Genomic DNA, 16,730 nt, shown 5'->3' with positions numbered 1-16,730 from the left:
AACACCCAACGACCACCCCGCGAAACCAACCGCCCCACCTTGGCCGACGAAGACCTCGTGAACCCCATCGGATTCACCACCCGCTCATCCACAGCGGGAACACCCCCCACCGACACACCCGGCCCGCCAGCACGACCGACCAACGCGCCGGGGCGGCCCAACTCCTCCCAGGTGGGGCCCACGCCGACGGCACCGTCCGAGCTCTCCGGCACCGGTACTTCCCGGCCCTGGCGACCGCCCACCATCCCCTGGGCGACCGCACGAAGGACCGCCTGGACCTCCACCGGATCGGTGAAGGTCAACGCGCAGGACCAACCCCGGTCCGACAGGCGACCCACGTGGAAGTCCAGCAGCCCTTCCCACTGCCCCGAACCTGGCACCACCGGAAAGGGCGGCCCGATGTGGGGGGCCGAGGCCATGACCACGATCCGGACCTCAGTGGCCGACGGCAGCCCACCGCTCAGGGGGACGGCGGCACGCAGGTCCGCCGTGGTCGCCGCGAGGAGAACGAAGCGTTCGATGGCCCCCGCGAACGGGCGCCCGGCCGCGCGCCGCAGGTCGACAACCTCGATTCCGGGCTCAGGGCGGGCAAGGTTCGGTGCGGTTCGCACACCGATATGGCACAGCACCAGACGCCCCTGCCCACGCCCCCCGAGGGCCTCGGCCAGAACTCCATCCATCACGAGACCACCCGAGCGGCCACCGAGGCACCCCCGAATACCTGCACATCGGACAACCCGTCACGGATCTCCGTGCGCAGTTCGGTCACCGAATCGGCCACGGAGTCCAATCGATCGGTCAACTCATCGGCCCGGCCGAACAGTTCGGCCCGATTCTCCCCAGCGATCTCGGCGACCTCTCGCACCTGTCGATCGAAACCACGTCGCAATTGCCTGATCTGAACAGTGGTACGCCGCACCTGGATCACGAGCAGCACCACCAGGCCGGAGAGCGCCGCCAGAGCCGTGATCTGCACGGCCGACCAAACGTCGATCAGCCCTTGAGCGAACAACAGTCCGAGCATCGTGGACACCGCGACCGTGGAAGACAGGAACAGGAGAACAGGACGACGTCGCAGAAATCGCAATTCGAGCTCCATTCGAACAGATCGGTGGGGTTCCTCCAAAACCGACCACGAAGAACGCTCACATGCGGCCGGCCCGAGGACACGATTCCACTATCCCGGAGGCAGCAAGTTCCGAACAGATGCACGTCCCATAATTTTGCCAATTCTTGATGCACATTCAAACACCGAATCGGCAATTAGGAACGATCATCCCCAGTAACACATAAGGCCATTAACACAACAGAAAGGCCGCCCCGACCAGAGATCGATTAACGAAATCTGGACGGAACGGCCCCGTACCACCGGCCCGGAGTCAGTTCTCCAGGTCGATCTGGCGGACTATGTCCGCCTCGATCTCCGCGCCGATCGAGATCAGGATCTCGTCCGGCACCGCGGAGTCGACGGTCAGCGCGATCAGCGCCTTGCCGCCCTCCTTGTCCCGGATGACCTGCATGCCCGCGATGTTGACCTCGGAATCACCGAGCAGCGCGCCGACCTTGCCGACGATGCCGGGGCGGTCCTCGTAGGAGAGGAACACCATGTGCTCGTCGAGGCCGATCTCCATCGTGTAGTTGTTGATCTCCACCAGCTTCTCGGTCTGACGGGGACCGGTGAGGGTACCGGAGACCGACACCCGGGTGCCGTCGGCCAGCACACCGCGCACCGAGATCAGGTTGCGCCAGTCGCTGCTGTCGTCGCTGGTCACGAGGTTGACCTCGACCCCGCGCTCCTTGGCCAACAACGGCGCGTTCACGAACGTCACGGTGTCCTCGACCACGTCGGTGAACACACCCTTGAGCGCGGCCAACTCCAGCACCTTCACGTCGTGCTGGGCGATCTCGCCCCGCACCTCGACGTCGATGCGGGCGGCGAGCGCGCCGGCCAGCGACGTGAACACCCGACCCAGCTTCTCGGTGAGCGGCAGACCCGGCTTGATCTCCTCGGCCACGCCGGTGCCCTGCACGTTCACCGCGTCCGGCACGAACTCGCCCGACAGGGCCAGCTTCACCGAACGGGCGACCTGGGTACCGGCCTTCTCCTGCGCCTCGGAGGTGCTGGCGCCCAGGTGCGGGGCCACCACGACGTTCTCGAACTCGAACAGCGGGCTGTCGGTGGTCGGCTCCTTGGCGAACACGTCGATGCCCGCGCCGGCCACGCGCCCCTCCTTGATGGCCCGGTACAGGGCGTCCTCGTCGAGGATGCCGCCGCGCGCGGCGTTGATGACCCGGACCGAGGGCTTGACCTTGGACAGCGCCTCGTCGCCGATGAGGCCCAGGGTGTCCTTGTTCTTGGGCAGGTGGATGGTGATGAAGTCGGCGCGCGCCAAGAGGTCGTCGAGCGTGGTCATCTCCACGCCGATCTGCGCGGCGCGGGCCGGCTGCACGAACGGGTCGTAGGCGATGACCTTGGTGCCGAACGCGAGCAGGCGCTGGGCGACCAGCGCGCCGATACGGCCGAGGCCGACCACGCCGACGACCTTCTCGTACAGCTCCACACCCGTGTACTTGGAGCGCTTCCACTCACCGTTGATGAGGGCGTTGTGCGCGGGGGCGGTGTTACGGGCGCTGGCCAGCAGCAGGTTGATGGCCTGCTCGGCGGCGCTGATGATGTTGGAGGTGGGGGCGTTGACGACGAGCACGCCGGCCTTGGTGGCCGCGTCCACGTCGACGTTGTCCAGGCCCACACCCGCGCGGGCCACGACCTGGAGGCGATCGGCCGCGCCGACGGCCTCGGCGTCCACCTGGGTCGCGCTGCGCACGATCAGGGCGTCGACGCCGGTCAGGGCGGGAAGGAGCAGGGACCGGTCCGCACCGTCCACATGACGGACTTCGAAGTCCTCTTCGAGAAGCGCGATTCCGGCGGGCGAGAGCTTTTCCGCGACGAGTACGACGGGTTTGGGCACAACGGTTCCTTTTCAGGTGGTGCGACCCGATCGCGCAGGTGGAGGCGCTGCCCGAATCGGGTGTGACGGCCGATCCAAAGTCTACCTGTGGGGTAGGGAAGCCCACTGGGCAAGGGGCGGAAAAAGGGGGGAAAGATGTCTCACCTTCCCCCCTCGATCACGAATCCCGTGAGCTTCAGGCCTTGAGCCAGCTCATCAGCGGACGCAGCTCGGCGCCCACCTTCTCGATCTGCTCGGCCTGCTCGGCCTCACGACGCTTGGTGAAGGTCGGCTTGCCGTTGTCGAACTCGTCCATGAGCTCCTTGGCGTAGGTGCCGTCCTGGATCTCGCCGAGGATCTTGCGCATCTCCTCGCGGGTCTGCTCGGTGATCAGACGCGGGCCACGGGTGTAGCCGCCGTACTCGGCGTTGTCCGAGATCGACCAGTTCATCTTGGAGATGCCGCCCTCGTACAGGAGGTCGACGATCAGCTTCAGCTCGTGCAGGCACTCGAAGTAGGCGATCTCCGGCTGGTAGCCCGCCTCCACGAGGGTGGCGAAACCGGCCTTGACCAGCTCCTCCGTGCCACCGCACAGCACCGTCTGCTCACCGAACAGGTCGGTCTCGGTCTCCTCGGTGAAGGTGGTCTTGATGACGCCGGCCTTGGTGCCGCCGATGCCCTTGGCCCAGGACAGGGCCAGGTCCCAGGCCTGTCCGCTGTCGTCCCTCTCGACCGCGACCAGGCAGGGCACGCCGCGCCCGGCCTCGTACTGGCGACGGACCAGGTGGCCGGGGCCCTTCGGGGCGACCATGGCGACGTCGACACCCTCGGGGGCCTTGATGAGGCCATAGCGGATGCTGAAGCCGTGCGCGAAGAACAGCGCGTTGCCGGATTCAAGGTTGGGGGCGATCTCCTCGGTGTAGAGGTCACGCTGGATGTGGTCGGGGACCAGGATCATGATGACGTCGGCCTCGCGGGTGGCCTCCGCGGGGGTGAGGACGCGCAGGCCCTCCTCCTCGACCTTGGCGCGGCTCTTGGAGCCTTCGGCCAGACCGATGCGGACGTCCACGCCCGAGTCCCGCAGCGACAGCGCGTGCGCGTGACCCTGGCTGCCGTAACCGATCACGGCGACCTTCTTGCTCTGGATGAGCGCGAGGTCCGCGGCGTCGTCGTAGTACATCTCTGCTGCCACTTGGGATTACTCCTTGTTTCTGCGTTCTCGGGGGCTCAGGCGCTGCGTTCGATCGCTCGCAGGGAGCGGTCGGTGATCGAACGCGGTCCCCGGCCCAGGGCGACCAGCCCTGACTTGACCAGTTCCCTGATTCCGAAGGGTTCCAGATTCTTGACCAGGGCATCGAGTTTCTCGGGGTCGCCGGTGGCCTCGATGACGACGACGTCCGGGCTGACGTCCACGACATGCGCGCGGAAGAGCTCGGCCGTCTGAAGCACATGGGTGCGGCTGTTCGCGTCGGCCTTGACCTTGATCAAGAGCAGCTCGCGCTGCACCGACGCGGTGGTGTCCATCTCCACGATCTTGACGACGTTGACCAGCTTGTTGAGCTGTTTGGTCACCTGCTCCAAAGGGTGGAGGTCGCAGTTGACCGCGATCGTCATCCTGGACAGACCGGGGTACTCAGTGGTGCTGACACTGAGTGAGTCGATGTTGAACCCACGACGGGAGAAGAGAGCGGAGGCTCGGGCGAGGATGCCCGGGGTGTCCTCCACCAGAACGGAAAGCGTGTGACTGCTCATGCTTGTTCGGCCTTCTCCTAGTCCTGGTGTTCCCAGTTCGGCGCCATGTCCCGCGCGTACTGGATGTTGTCGTTGCTGACGCCGGGACCGACCATCGGCCAGACCATGGCGTCGTGGTTGACGGTGAAGTCGACGACCACGGGGACGTCGTTGATCGACATCGCCTTCTCGATGGTGGCGTCGATGTCCTCGGGGCGTTCGCAACGCAGTCCGACACAACCGTAGGCCTCGGACAGGCGCACGAAGTCCGGAATCCGGACCTTCTCGTCCTTCGGTGAGGTCTGCAGGTCGGTGTTGGAGTAGCGGCCCTCGTAGAACAGGGTCTGCCACTGGCGGACCATGCCCAGGTTGCCGTTGTTGACGATGGCGACCTTGATCGGGATGCCCTCGACGGCGCAGGTGGCGAGTTCCTGGTTGGTCATCTGGAAGCAGCCGTCACCGTCGACCGCCCAGACCACGCGGTCGGGGTCGCCGGCCTTGGCGCCGAGGGCGGCCGGGACGGAGAAGCCCATGGTGCCCAGACCACCGGAGTTGACGAAGGAGCCGGGGCGCTCGTAGTCGATGAACTGCGCGGCCCACATCTGGTGCTGGCCGACGCCCGCCACGTAGGTGGCCTCGGGGCCCACGACCTGGCCCAGGCGCTCGATGACGGCCTGCGGCGACAGGGAGTCGTCGTCGGGGACGTCGTAGCCCTTGGGGTAGGTGGTGCGCAGCTGGTTCAGCCGGTTCCACCAGGCCTCGTAGTCGCCCTGGCGGCCCTTCTCCTGGTCGGCGCGCACGGCCACGACCATATCGGCGAGGACCTCTCGGGCGTCGCCGACGATGGGAACGTCCGCGTGCCGGTTCTTGGAGATCTCGGCGGGGTCGATGTCGGCGTGGACGACCTTGGCGTCGGGGGCGAAGCTGTCCAGCCGGCCGGTGACGCGGTCGTCGAAGCGAGCGCCCAGGGCGAAGATGAGGTCGGCCTGCTGCAGCGCTCCGACGGCGGCGACGTCGCCGTGCATGCCCGGCATGCCCACGTACTGCGGGTGCGAGTCGGGGAAGACACCGCGGGCCATCAGGGTGGTGACCACGGGGACGCCGGTGAGTTCGGCCAGGACCCGCAGTTCGGCGGCGGCGTTGGCGCGCAGGACCCCTCCGCCCACGTACAGGACGGGGCGCTTGGCCTCGGCGATCATCCGGGCGGCCTCGCGGACCTGCTTGCCGTGCGGCTTGGTGACCGGGCGGTAGCCGGGCAGGTCCAGGCGCTCGGGCCAGACGAACTCGGCGGCGGCCTGCAGGGCGTCCTTGGAGATGTCGACCAGGACCGGACCGGGGCGACCGCTGGAGGCGATGTGGAAGGCCTCGGCGATGGTGCGCGGGATGTCGCGCACGTCCTTGACCAGGAAGTTGTGCTTGGTGATCGGCATCGTGATGCCGCAGATGTCGGCTTCCTGGAAGGCGTCGGTGCCGATCATCGGGGCGGCGACCTGGCCGGTGATGGCGACCATCGGGACGGAGTCCATGTGGGCGTCGGCCAGCGGTGTGACCAGGTTGGTGGCGCCCGGGCCGCTGGTGGCCATACAGACCCCGGGGCGTCCCGTGGCGTAGGCGTAGCCCTCGGCCGCGTGCCCGGCCCCTTGCTCGTGGCGCATCAGGATGTGGCGCACCTTGGCCGAATCGTAGAGGGGGTCGTACGCGGGGAGGATGGCGCCGCCGGGAATCCCGAAGACAGTGTCAACGCCGACGTGCTCCAGCGACCTGATCAGCGATTGGGCGCCGGTCATCTGCTCGGTCATCTCAAGATCCTTCAGCGATGTCCAGAGCGGCGGTGGAGCTCTGGAAGTGGTGGTTTCCGGTCTCATGGCCTGGTGCGGCAATAAAAAAACCCCCACCGCCCGGTGGCGGTCGAGGGGTGGCGCGCAGCAGAAGAAACTCAGTGGGCTGCGCGCCGACCAAGTACGAGAATCAGGAGGTTGTTCTGCACGCTGTCAACATTGGCCGAAGGGGCCCGTTCGCGTCAACCGGTTCCACGTATTGTCTCACCATGCAAGACGCCGATTTCAACATCCGGCGAGACTCGAACCACCGAGAAACGCCCTGGCCTGCATATATACACGAAGGACCCCTGCCGCGTGTAACACAGAACACGTGACAGGGGTCGGACACATCCACCCCGAGCCGGACTTAACAGTCCATCTCGAACTACTCCCCGAAGAGGTCCTCGACCCGCTCGACGTGTGCCGCCTTGCGCAACATCGCGTCCAGAACGGCGATGTCGGTGGTGCCGGTGATCCGTTCCCGAGCCGCCTCGGACACCTTGATCTCCCTGGCCTCAAGGAACCCGAGCAAGGCCTCGACACGCCCCTCCGCGCGCCCCTCTCGGAAAGGCCGCCCGATCAGTTCGGTCTTGAACTCGTAGTCCTTCAGCATGATGAGCTTCTCCAATGCTCCGGGAGCCGCGACGGAGAGGGCCGCGAGCGCATAGGTTCGACGATGATCCCCAGAACGGGAACCGGATCGTCCCGCTTCTCGTGCGGGTAGGGCGGCCGTTCGCAGACCACCACCGAATCCGAGGTCAGGTGAGTCAGCGCCGTGCTCGTGGCCTCGGCGGAGTCGCAACGGACACGGGTGAACTCCGGCAACGGCTTACCGGTGATCTCCTTGAGGAGTTCGACCACAGACGCGGGATCGTTGCGGATCAGGTCGAGTGGGAACTCGTGCTGATGAGAGGGCATGCCGGAAAATTAGCGCCCATATCCGCGTCTCCGCAGGTGAACAGCGCTACATCCGGTTTGGTGGTGGTTCGTCCTACAGGTTGACGCCGGCTTCGCCACCGACGAGGGACTCCACGCCGCTCGCGGGCATCGGGCGGGCCACCAGGAAACCCTGTCCGTGGTCGCAACCCATCACCCGCAGCTGCTCCAGCTGCTCGGGGCGTTCGATGCCCTCGGCGACCACCTGGACGCCCAGGTCTCGTCCCAGTTGGACGATCGTGTGGGTGAGCAGGGTGACCGTGTCATCGCGGCCCAGGTCGGCGATGAACGAAGGGTCGATCTTGATGGCGTCCACGCTCAGCTCCCGCAGGTGGGCCAGGGACGCGTACCCCATGCCGTAGTCGTCGATGGCCAGCCGAACACCCAGGCCGCGGAGCTCGCCGAGGCGCTCCACCGCGTCACCCTGGTCGTCGAGGAGGACCTCCTCGTCCACCTCCAGGGTCAGCACCTCCGAGGACAGGCCCGTCTCGTTGAGGACGCCCTCCACGGCACGCACGAAGCGGGGCGACAGCACCTGCTTGACCGAGAGGTTCACCGACAGGCCGATGTCCCAGTCCGAGACCCGCCACACGGCGACCTTCTCGCAGGCCTCACGCAGGATCCACTCCCCCAGCGGCACGATCAGCCCCGACTCCTCGGCCGCGCCGATGAACGCGTCCGGGCCGACGACCTCGCCGTCACGGTCCCAGCGCACCAACGCCTCCACCGCGGTGACCTGGGACGTCCCCAGGTCCACGATCGGCTGGTACTCCAGGAAGAACTCACCGTTGCTGAGCGCCTGGCGCAGCCGGATCTGCAACTCCAGCCGGGACACGACCATGTCGTGCATGTGGGCCGCGTAGACCTCGACGTTGCCCGCGCCGCGCTCCTTGGCCCGGGTCATCGCCACGTCGGCGTTGCGCAGCAGCTCACCGCTGTCCGTGGAGGGTTCGGCGAAGGCCACCCCGATGCTCGCGGTCAGCAGGATGTCGCGGTCGGCCACCTGGAAGGGTTCGGAGGCGATCACCCGGCCCAGACGTTCGGCCAGGTCCACCACGCGCTGGGCCTTGGGAACGTCCTCGACCAGGACCGCGAACTCGTCGCCGCCCCAGCGCGCCAGGGTGGCGTTGGAGTCCAGCTCACCGCGCAACCGGCGCGCGGCCTGCCCCAGCATGTGGTCGCCCCGCACGTGTCCGGCGGAGTCGTTGACCGCCGTGAACCCGTCCAGGTCCAGGAAGATCACCGCGACGTCGCCGGTGTGCTCGTCGTTGATGGCCCGGTGCGCCAGCACGTCGCTGGCCCTCTCCTCCAGATAGGCCCGGTTGGGCAGGCCCGTCACACCATCGTGGAAGGTCAGGTGCTCCACCTGGTCCTGCAGGGCCACCTGAGCACTGATGTCGCGGGTGGTCACCAGCAGCCGGTCGGGTTCGCCGGGCTGTTCGTAGAGCGAGACGGTGGACTCGGTGTGCCGCCAGGTCCCGTCCGCGGCCCGTACCCGCAGCCGCAGGTGCACCCCCTGGCCGCTGCGTTGGTCGAACAGGTCCAGGACGGCGTTGGTGCGCGACAGGTCCTCGGGGTGGATGAGCGTGGTCACCGGCGCGGCGAGCACGTCGTCCAGCCGGTAGCCGAACGCCTCGGCGGTGCCCGGGCTGAGGTAGAACACCCCGCCGTCGCGATCCAGCACCAGGATGACGTCGCCGCTGTTGCGGGCCAGTTCGTTGAAGTGCCCCTCACGGTTGCGGACCATGCGGGTGAGGGTGGCGTTCTCCTCCAGCATTCCCAGCACGCGCACCACGAGCACGATCACGGCGGTGCCCGCGGCGATCGGCAGGACCGCGGCGACCTCGGACATCCGCAACGCCCCGGCGGTGAGCACGACGGTGGCGGCCAGGACCGAGGCCAGGGCGGCGAACTCGGGGGCGAACCGGTACAGCCCACGTCCGGTGATCCGGCGCGGCTCGGCGCCCGGCCGGTGCTCCACCAGCCACGGAAGCGCGCCCAACAGCGCGAAGCCCAGGAACCGCACCGGCTGTTCGATCCCCCCGGCCACCGGCGGCCCGGTGAGGCGGGTGACCGCGCCGATCATGTCGGAGGCGGCGATGGCGATGAGGGCTCCGGTCGCCACCAGCACCGCGCGCCGGGTGCTGTGCGGCGACATGAACACCAGCGGGATGAGCAGGCACAACACCACGATGTCGGCCACCGGGTACACCAGCGCGAACCCGAGCAGCCCCGCCCCTTGGCCCAGCTCCTCGTACAACGGCGAGAACAACAGGACCCACACCACGGAGAACACCGCGGCGGCGCACACGTAGCTGTCGGTGATGTGCCGGATCGCCGTGCGCAGTCCACCCGGCCAAGGCGCGAACTTGGTGAAACCGATCACGAAGAGTGGCAGCGCGACCAAGGCGAACAGGTCGCCCAGGGTGAGGGAGAAGACCGACCCGGCGCTGAACGTCCGGGTGATGGCGTGGGTCAGGGCACCCGCGCACCAGGCCAGGGCCGAGAAGCCGAGGAACCTCAGCGCGGCCGGGCCGTCCGCCCCGTCGACGTGCGCGTCCCGATCGGCTCCGGTTCGAGCCCAGCGTTTGGCGGCCAACAACAAGGACGCGCCCGCGGCGCCCGCGACCACGGCCCCGGGCCACTGCCCGAGGGCGTCCGCGACCGTGCTCTCCCCCGCCGGGATCAACGTCCCCAGGAGATAGAGGAGAAAGAGCGCGCCCAAACCGAACACCGCAAGCCGGCGTGCCTTGAGACCCATCAGGGGCCTCCCCAACGCCTGGCTCTCTCCTCGGACATGGAGCACCCACCTCGTGTATTTCTCGACTCAGGACGCGGTGGAACGCACGCACCCCATGCATGGACACCCTACGCAACCAAGGTCACACGGCGATTGAGGACCGGCTGAGAGATGGCGACGGAACGGCTACTCTCGGTCACCTCGGTTTCAGGTTCAACCCGTCCCCCGCACCCGCCCCTGGCCCCGCTCCTGAAAAAGGGATCGGCGCCGCGGGGCCCCTACCGCCCCACGACGCCGCATGAAGCCTGGAAGGCTCCGTGTAAGCCTCGGACCGACACCGTTGCGGGTGCCGGGTCCAAGGCGGGAACCTCGGCTCAGCCGGAGAGCTTCTCCAGGATGAGTTCGCGGGCCCGGCCCGCGTCGGCCTGACCACGGGTGGCCTTCATGACGGCGCCGACCAGGGCGCCGGCCGCGGCGACCTTGCCACCGCGCACCTTGTCCGCGGCGTCGGGGTTGGCCGCGATCGCCTCGTCGACGGCCGCACCGAGCGCACCGTCGTCGCTGACGACCTTGAGGCCGCGCGCCTCCACCACGGCGTCGGGCTCGCCCTCGCCGGCGAGGACACCCTCGACCACCTGACGGGCGAGCTTGTTGGTGAGCGTACCCTCGGCGACCAGCGCGATGATCCGGGCCACCTGCGCGGGGGTGATGGGCAGCGCGCCCAGCTCCACCTCCTGCTCGGTCGCGCGGCGCGAGAGCTCGTTCAGCCACAGCTTGCGGGCCTCGGCCGAGGGTGCGCCCTCGGCCACGGTGGCCTCCACCAGAACGATGGCGTCGGCGTTGACCAGGTCGCGCAGCTCGGTGTCGGTGAGCTTCCACTCGGTCTTGATCCGGGCCCGCTGGGCGGCGGGCAGCTCGGGCAGGGTGGCGCGCAGTTCCTCGATCCACTCGGCCGACGGAGCGACCGGGACCAGGTCGGGGTCCGGGAAGTAGCGGTAGTCCTGGGCCTCCTCCTTGGAGCGGCCCGAGGTGCTACGGCCCAGCTGCTCCTGGAAGTGGCGGGTCTCCTGGACCACGCGCTCCCCCGCGTCGAGCACGCCGGCCTGACGCTCGATCTCCGAGGTCACGGAGCGTTCCACCGAGCGAAGCGAGTTGACGTTCTTGGTCTCGCTACGGGTGCCCCACTTCGAGGCACCGATCTCGTTGATGGACACGTTCACGTCGCAGCGCATGGAGCCCTCCTCCATGCGCACGTCGGAGATGCCCAGGGAACGGACCAGGTCGCGCAGCTCGGCGGCGTAGGCGCGGGCCACCAGCGGGGCGAGCCCACCGGTGCCGGTGATGGGCTTGGTGACGATCTCCAGCAACGGGATGCCGGCGCGGTTGTAGTCCACGTTGGAGTGGCTGGCGCCGTGGATCCGCCCGGTGGAACCACCCACGTGGGAGGACTTGCCGGTGTCCTCCTCCATGTGCACGCGCTCGATCTCGATGCGGAACTCGCGCGGGCCGTCGGGGGTGTCGACCGTGACGTCCAGGTGTCCGTCGACGCAGATCGGCTCGTCGTACTGCGAGATCTGGTAGTTCTTCGGCATGTCCGGGTAGAAGTAGTTCTTCCGCGCGAACCTGCCCCATGGGGCGATGGAGCAGTTGAGCGCCAACCCCAGACGGATCGCGCCCTCCACCGCCTTCTCGTTGACCACCGGCAAGGAGCCGGGGAAGGCCAGACACACCGGGCACACCTGGGTGTTGGGCTCGGCACCGAACGCGGTCGGGCATGAGCAGAACATCTTGGAGGCGGTGCCCAGTTCGATGTGGGTCTCCAGGCCGAGCACAGGTTCGTACCTGGTCAGCGCCTGCTCGAAGCTAGGAGTTACCGCGTGGGCCATCGCCGCAAACCCGTTTCAGTAGAGGACATACCTTCCAGGTCAGCCTACCGAGGTCGAGGGGCCCTCTGTGCCCGTTCCCGACCCTCGCGGGACAAACGGATGTCACGGCGAGCGCACGATTGGGCCGCTAAGGAGGAGATCTACCGTCACCCAGGGTGCCGGACCGTTAGTCTTGATTGCCAGGAAACACGAATTCGCCGGTCGGGGCAGGGTCGCCCCAACCGCCCTTCCGCACGGGAGCGCCTGAGCATGTCCGGCATCCTGCGTCGGTGCGCCGCGTTGCTTTGCGCGAGCACGCTGATCGGCGCCCTCTCCACTTCACCCGTCCACGCCGACGGTTTCTCGCGCGTGGACCGCGACCCGATGGCGGGTGCCCCGGTCCTGCTCGAAGACGGCCGGGAACTACAGACGGCCCTGTTCAGCCTGCGTGTGGCCGACGAGGACTCTGTGCGCGCCTACGCGATGATGGTGGACGAGGAGGTGCGTCCGAGTACCGCCTACGTCGAGTCCGCGTGGGCGGACCGCCCGGAGTGGACGGCCACGGCCCGGGAGACGGACCCGGCCGACCGCGCGAACTGGATCGTGCGTCACTCCTACCCCAACCTGCCGCTGACGTCGTTGGCCTCCGAGGCCGGGTTGCCGGTCCTTGAGGAGCACACGGCGATCGCCGCCACCCAGGCCGCGCTGTGGCACGTGTTGGACGACGTGGACCCCGGCACCGAGGGCAACTCCGACGAGATGCTGCACCTTTTCGACCACCTGGTCGAGGGCAGCTCCGCCACCGAGGGCGGCACGACCGCCCGATCGTTGGAGCTCTCCCCCACCCAGGTGGAGGAGATCGCGCCGGGCGAGCCCTTGGGCCCGTTGACGGTGTCCAGTTCGGGTGAGGGGGATGTGCAGGTGTCCGTGCGCGGCGCACCCGCGTCCTGGCTCGTGGACTCCGCGGGTCAGGAGGTCTCGAAGGTCTCCGACGGTGACGAGGTCTACCTCGACGTCGACCCGTCGGTACCGGCCGGGGTGGCCACCGTGCACGCGCGCGGCCCGGGCGTCCCCCTCCCGGAGGGGCGTCTGTTCACCGGCCGCGAGGGGGTGCGCACCCAGCCGCTCATCACCGCGGAACCGGGTACCGCCACCAGTTCCACCACCGCGACGGTCACCTGGCACGCCGAGGAACCCGCCGAGGCCGGTACCGCGGACGAGCCGGCGACCCCCGAACCGGAGCCGACGGCCGCACCCGCCGAGGAACCCGCGGACGAACCCGAAGTCATGACCGAGGTCCCGAAAGACGAGGACCGAAATCAGGAGGATGGTCTGGCCCTGACCGGCACCTGGCTGTCGGGGCTCCTGGTCATCGCGGGTGCATTGGTGGTATCCGGCCTGCTCATCCTGGTTCTGGGCCGTAAGCGTCGGGATTAGGCAGCCGAAACAGCCTCACCGCGCCGACCTCGATCTATAACATCTCGCCGCAATCCGGATTTGCCCTGCCCAGATTTGGACTTGCCCGTAATGGGCCACATTTTTCGTGAAGCGGGTTGGAAAGCACGAACCGTCTCGCTAGTATCGGCCGGGCGATCGACGACCCAGGGAGCACGCGGCCCCCTCCCGCGTCTGACGGCCCTCCCGGAGAGATCGCTCCCCCTAAATGGCTCCGCGCCCCCTGACCCCGACCGTGGCGTCCATTCACTTCCGCACCGGCGGATCATCCGGTTCACCCCTAATAAGACACCGGGAAACAACTTGAGTAACTTCTCCCTCCCCCGCATCGTCGGCCGCACCGGCCTCGCGGCCTCCGCGGCCGCCTTCCTGGCCTTCGGTCTGGCCGCCCCCGCGGCCGCCGACGAGGTCGAGACCTACGAAGGTTCCGCCGAGGGCACCTACATCGGCAACGCCGAGAGCGGTCCCAAGGTCCACATGGGCGGCAGCTCGGTCCCGACCAGCCTGTTCAACCTGGAACTGACCGACGGCAGCGTCCTCACGATGTACTGCATCGACTTCCGGACCAACATCGTCGGTCAGGCCGAGTACAAGGAAGACGACTGGGCCGACTACCCGGGCAAGGGCGAGTTCGCCGAGCCCGGCAAGGTCCTGTGGATCCTGCAGAACGCCTACCCGAACACCGACGCCGCCGCCCTCGGTGAGGCCGCGGGTGTCGAGGGTCTGAGCAACGAGGACGCCCTCGGCGCCACCCAGGCCGCCATCTGGCACTTCAGCAACGACATGGACCTCTCCGACGGCAACAGCGAAGCCGTCGTGGCGGTCTACGAGTACCTGACCGCCAACGCCGAGAGCATCGAGGAGGAGCCCGGCGCCGCGCTGAGCATCACCCCGAACTCCGCCGAGGGCACCGCCGGTTCGACCGTCGGCGAGTTCGAGATCTCCACCAACTCCGCGGAGATCCCGGTCACCCTGGACGCCCCCGAGGGTGTCGAGCTGGTCGACGTCGAGACCGGTGAGAAGGTCGACGCCGTCGACAACGGCGACAAGGTCGGCTTCGCCGTGCCCGAGGGCACCGAGCCGGGCGAGGCCTCCTTCTCCCTGGAGGCGACCTCCTCCGTGGAGACCGGCCGTCTGTTCCAGGGCAAGTCCGCCAGTGTCCCCACCCAGACGCTGATCACCGTCGACGGTGACGAGACCTCGGTCACCGCTTCGGCCTCCGCCACCTGGGCCGCGGGCGAGACCCCGACCGAGCCGGAGCCGACCCCGACCCCCAGCGAGGAGCCCAGCGAGCCTGCCCCGACCCCCAGCGAGGAGCCCAGCGAGCCGGGCGACGACAAGCCCACTCCCCCGGCCGAGAGCGACGAGCCCACCCTGCCGGTGACCGGTGGAGCGCTGGCCGGCCTGGTCGCCGCGGGCATCGCCGCCCTCGGTGCCGGTGGTGGCGCCATCTACCTGAGCCGCAAGCGCAAGGCCGGCGCCGGCGACGCCGCTGAGGACACCGACGCGTAACAACCGTCACGCCCTTACCAGACGGTAAGGAGGAGGGGCCCGTTCCAAAGGACGGGCCCCTTCGGTATTATCGGACAGGAACAAATCGGTACTGTTGTGCCACCGGGCCCAAAGAGCCCAAACCCTCTCCGCCCACTCGGGCATCTGTTCTCCTCCCTCCCCGCTGTCGTACACACGTGGCACAACACCTAGCGACAGGACACGACTTGAAGCTCTCCCCCTCCCCCCGCGCCTTCTCCCGCGCGGGTGTCGCGGCCTCCGCCGCCGCGTTCCTCGCCCTCGGTCTGGCCGCCCCCGCCGCGGCCGACAACGGCGACGTGGTGCGCGCTCAGTACACGAGCAACCACCAGTCCGGTGTGACGGTCCACATGGACGGGCGCACCATCGGCACCAACCTGTTCAACCTGGACGTCGAGGCCGGCGGTAAGGCCATCACTTACTGCATCGACATCGAGACCGGCATCCGGTCCAACGCCTGGTACAACGAGGACGACTGGGCGAACTACCCCGGCAAGGGCGCGTTCGCCGACTCCGAGCCCGGCAAGGTCCTCTGGATTCTCCAGCACGGCTACCCGGCCCTGTCCGGTTCGGAGCTGGCCTCCGCCGCCGACACCAACATCCGGGTCAGCGACGAAGAGGCTCTGGGCGCCACCCAGGCCGCCATCTGGCACTTCAGCAACGGCGCGTCCCTGGACCAGCGCAACAAGCCGGCGGTGAAGGCCGTCTACGACTACCTGGTCGAGAACGCCGAGGAGCTGGCCCAGTCGCCGGCGTCCCTGAGCGTCAGCCCGGACTCGGCCACCGGCAAGGCCGGTGAGACCGTCGGCGAGTTCGTGGTCTCCACCACCGCTTCGGAGATCCCGGTCACCCTGGACGCCCCCGAGGGCGTCGAGCTGGTCGACGTCGAGACCGGTGAGAAGGTCGACGCCGTCGACAACGGCGACAAGGTCGGCTTCTCCATCCCCGAGGAGGCGGAGGCCGGCCAGGCGTCCTTCTCCCTGGAGACCACCTCCACCATCCAGCGGGGTCGTCTGTTCAAGGGTGAGGACCCCGACAAGCCGACCCAGACGCTGATCACCGCCGAGGACACCGAGACCTCCGTCCAGGCCGGTGCCGGTGTCGAGTGGGCCGCGGCCGACCAGCCCGCCCCCGAGCCGGAGCCCGAGCCCGAGCCGGAGCCGAAGCCCACCCCGGACGAGACCGACGAGCCGGCCCCCAAGCCGACCCCGACCGACGAGCCGGAAGAGGACGACAAGCCCGCCCCCGGCAAGGAGGACGAGCCCACCCTGCCGGTGACCGGTGGAGCGCTGGCCGGCCTGGTCGCCGCGGGCATCGCCGCCCTCGGTGCCGGTGGTGGCGCCATCTACCTGAGCCGCAAGCGCAAGGCCGGCGCCGCTGACGTCACCGACGCCTAAGCCCGCTTCCCAGGTCGCGAGAAGTGTCCGTTCGGGCGCCGTCAGGCCCTGTTCTCTGGAAACCCGGGGAGGTGCCGGCGGTGGGATAGCACGTTTTTTCGCTATCACACCAGAGGTGCCGAAGGTTCCTGACTTTTTGGGGCGCCCGAACACGCCAAAGCGAAGCGGCGGCGCTGAACGATAGGGCCCGTTCCCGTGCATGGCACGGGGGCGGGCCCCTTTGGTTTACCCGTGGTCGTCCGAATGGCTGATACCGGCCAGTTCGTAATAGATCCGTTGTTCCATGTGACCCAGTGTGAAAGCCTCTC

The 16,730-nt window shown here is 68.2% G+C and carries 12 protein-coding genes and 1 pseudogene; 3 read left to right on the top strand and 10 right to left on the bottom strand.

The features are described from left to right. The 10 genes and pseudogenes from ABZ717_RS22235 to gatB all read right to left on the bottom strand — a co-directional run. Positions 1-611, bottom strand: a pseudogene (locus ABZ717_RS22235) (hypothetical protein); the annotation flags it as partial. A gap of 68 nt (positions 612-679) precedes the next feature. Then, positions 680-1,087, bottom strand: a complete 408-nt coding sequence (locus ABZ717_RS22230) for a hypothetical protein (RefSeq protein WP_358513567.1) — start codon at positions 1,085-1,087, stop codon at positions 680-682. Between the two features lie 292 nt (positions 1,088-1,379). Then, positions 1,380-2,969 (bottom strand): phosphoglycerate dehydrogenase, encoded by a 1,590-nt coding sequence (gene serA / locus ABZ717_RS22225; protein WP_358513565.1) that lies wholly within the window; start codon positions 2,967-2,969, stop codon positions 1,380-1,382. Between the two features lie 175 nt (positions 2,970-3,144). Continuing rightward, positions 3,145-4,140 (bottom strand): ketol-acid reductoisomerase, encoded by a 996-nt coding sequence (ilvC, locus tag ABZ717_RS22220; protein ID WP_358513563.1) that lies wholly within the window; start codon positions 4,138-4,140, stop codon positions 3,145-3,147. Between the two features lie 35 nt (positions 4,141-4,175). Beyond that, entirely contained in the window at positions 4,176-4,700 is a 525-nt protein-coding gene (ilvN, locus tag ABZ717_RS22215) for an acetolactate synthase small subunit (RefSeq protein WP_358513561.1), read from the bottom strand. A gap of 17 nt (positions 4,701-4,717) precedes the next feature. Then, a complete protein-coding gene (locus ABZ717_RS22210) occupies positions 4,718-6,544 on the bottom strand; it encodes an acetolactate synthase large subunit (protein WP_358513559.1) in 1,827 nt (608 codons plus the stop codon). Positions 6,545-6,884: 340 nt separating this feature from the next. Next, positions 6,885-7,112 (bottom strand): hypothetical protein, encoded by a 228-nt coding sequence (locus ABZ717_RS22205; RefSeq protein WP_358513558.1) that lies wholly within the window; start codon positions 7,110-7,112, stop codon positions 6,885-6,887. Next, complete coding sequence (locus ABZ717_RS22200) at positions 7,106-7,417, bottom strand: hypothetical protein (RefSeq protein WP_358513557.1); 312 nt, start codon at positions 7,415-7,417, stop codon at positions 7,106-7,108. Before ABZ717_RS22200 ends, ABZ717_RS22205 begins: the two co-directional genes overlap by 7 nt. A 73-nt stretch (positions 7,418-7,490) precedes the next feature. Next, positions 7,491-10,196 (bottom strand): EAL domain-containing protein, encoded by a 2,706-nt coding sequence (locus ABZ717_RS22195; protein ID WP_358513555.1) that lies wholly within the window; start codon positions 10,194-10,196, stop codon positions 7,491-7,493. Between the two features lie 353 nt (positions 10,197-10,549). Next, complete coding sequence (gene gatB, locus ABZ717_RS22190) at positions 10,550-12,061, bottom strand: Asp-tRNA(Asn)/Glu-tRNA(Gln) amidotransferase subunit GatB (RefSeq protein ID WP_358513553.1); 1,512 nt, start codon at positions 12,059-12,061, stop codon at positions 10,550-10,552. Positions 12,062-12,310: 249 nt separating this feature from the next. Here gatB and ABZ717_RS22185 point away from each other — a divergent pair, with 249 nt between their 5' ends. The 3 genes from ABZ717_RS22185 to ABZ717_RS22175 all read left to right on the top strand — a co-directional run bounded on the left by ABZ717_RS22185 (position 12,311) and on the right by ABZ717_RS22175 (position 16,422). Then, positions 12,311-13,477: a Cys-Gln thioester bond-forming surface protein gene (locus tag ABZ717_RS22185; protein WP_358513552.1), complete on the top strand. Its 1,167-nt coding sequence runs from the start codon at positions 12,311-12,313 to the stop codon at positions 13,475-13,477. Between the two features lie 321 nt (positions 13,478-13,798). Continuing rightward, positions 13,799-15,007 carry a thioester domain-containing protein gene (locus tag ABZ717_RS22180; protein WP_358513550.1) on the top strand — a complete coding sequence of 403 codons (1,209 nt, stop codon included), beginning with the start codon at positions 13,799-13,801 and terminating at the stop codon, positions 15,005-15,007. A gap of 206 nt (positions 15,008-15,213) precedes the next feature. Beyond that, positions 15,214-16,422, top strand: coding sequence for a thioester domain-containing protein (locus tag ABZ717_RS22175; RefSeq protein ID WP_358513548.1), 1,209 nt, complete (start codon positions 15,214-15,216; stop codon positions 16,420-16,422). Positions 16,423-16,730 lie beyond the last annotated feature (308 nt).

This window comes from Nocardiopsis sp. NPDC006832 (assembly GCF_040635885.1).
GTDB lineage: Bacteria > Actinomycetota > Actinomycetes > Streptosporangiales > Streptosporangiaceae > Nocardiopsis.
The sequence above is the reverse complement of the archived record's forward strand: the minus strand, read 5'-3'. Positions and strand labels throughout refer to the sequence as shown.

Bases quoted from the DNA above. Each gene is read 5' to 3' on its own strand.
- ilvN (WP_358513561.1), bottom strand. From the start codon at position 4,700: ATGAGCAGTCACACGCTTTCCGTTCTGGTGGAGGACACCCCGGGCATC.
- ABZ717_RS22210 (WP_358513559.1), bottom strand. From the start codon at position 6,544: ATGAGACCGGAAACCACCACTTCCAGAGCTCCACCGCCGCTCTGGACA.
- ABZ717_RS22205 (WP_358513558.1), bottom strand. From the start codon at position 7,112: ATGCTGAAGGACTACGAGTTCAAGACCGAACTGATCGGGCGGCCTTTC.
- ABZ717_RS22200 (WP_358513557.1), bottom strand. From the start codon at position 7,417: ATGCCCTCTCATCAGCACGAGTTCCCACTCGACCTGATCCGCAACGAT.
- ABZ717_RS22195 (WP_358513555.1), bottom strand. From the start codon at position 10,196: ATGGGTCTCAAGGCACGCCGGCTTGCGGTGTTCGGTTTGGGCGCGCTC.
- gatB (WP_358513553.1), bottom strand. From the start codon at position 12,061: ATGGCCCACGCGGTAACTCCTAGCTTCGAGCAGGCGCTGACCAGGTAC.
- ABZ717_RS22185 (WP_358513552.1), top strand. From the start codon at position 12,311: ATGTCCGGCATCCTGCGTCGGTGCGCCGCGTTGCTTTGCGCGAGCACG.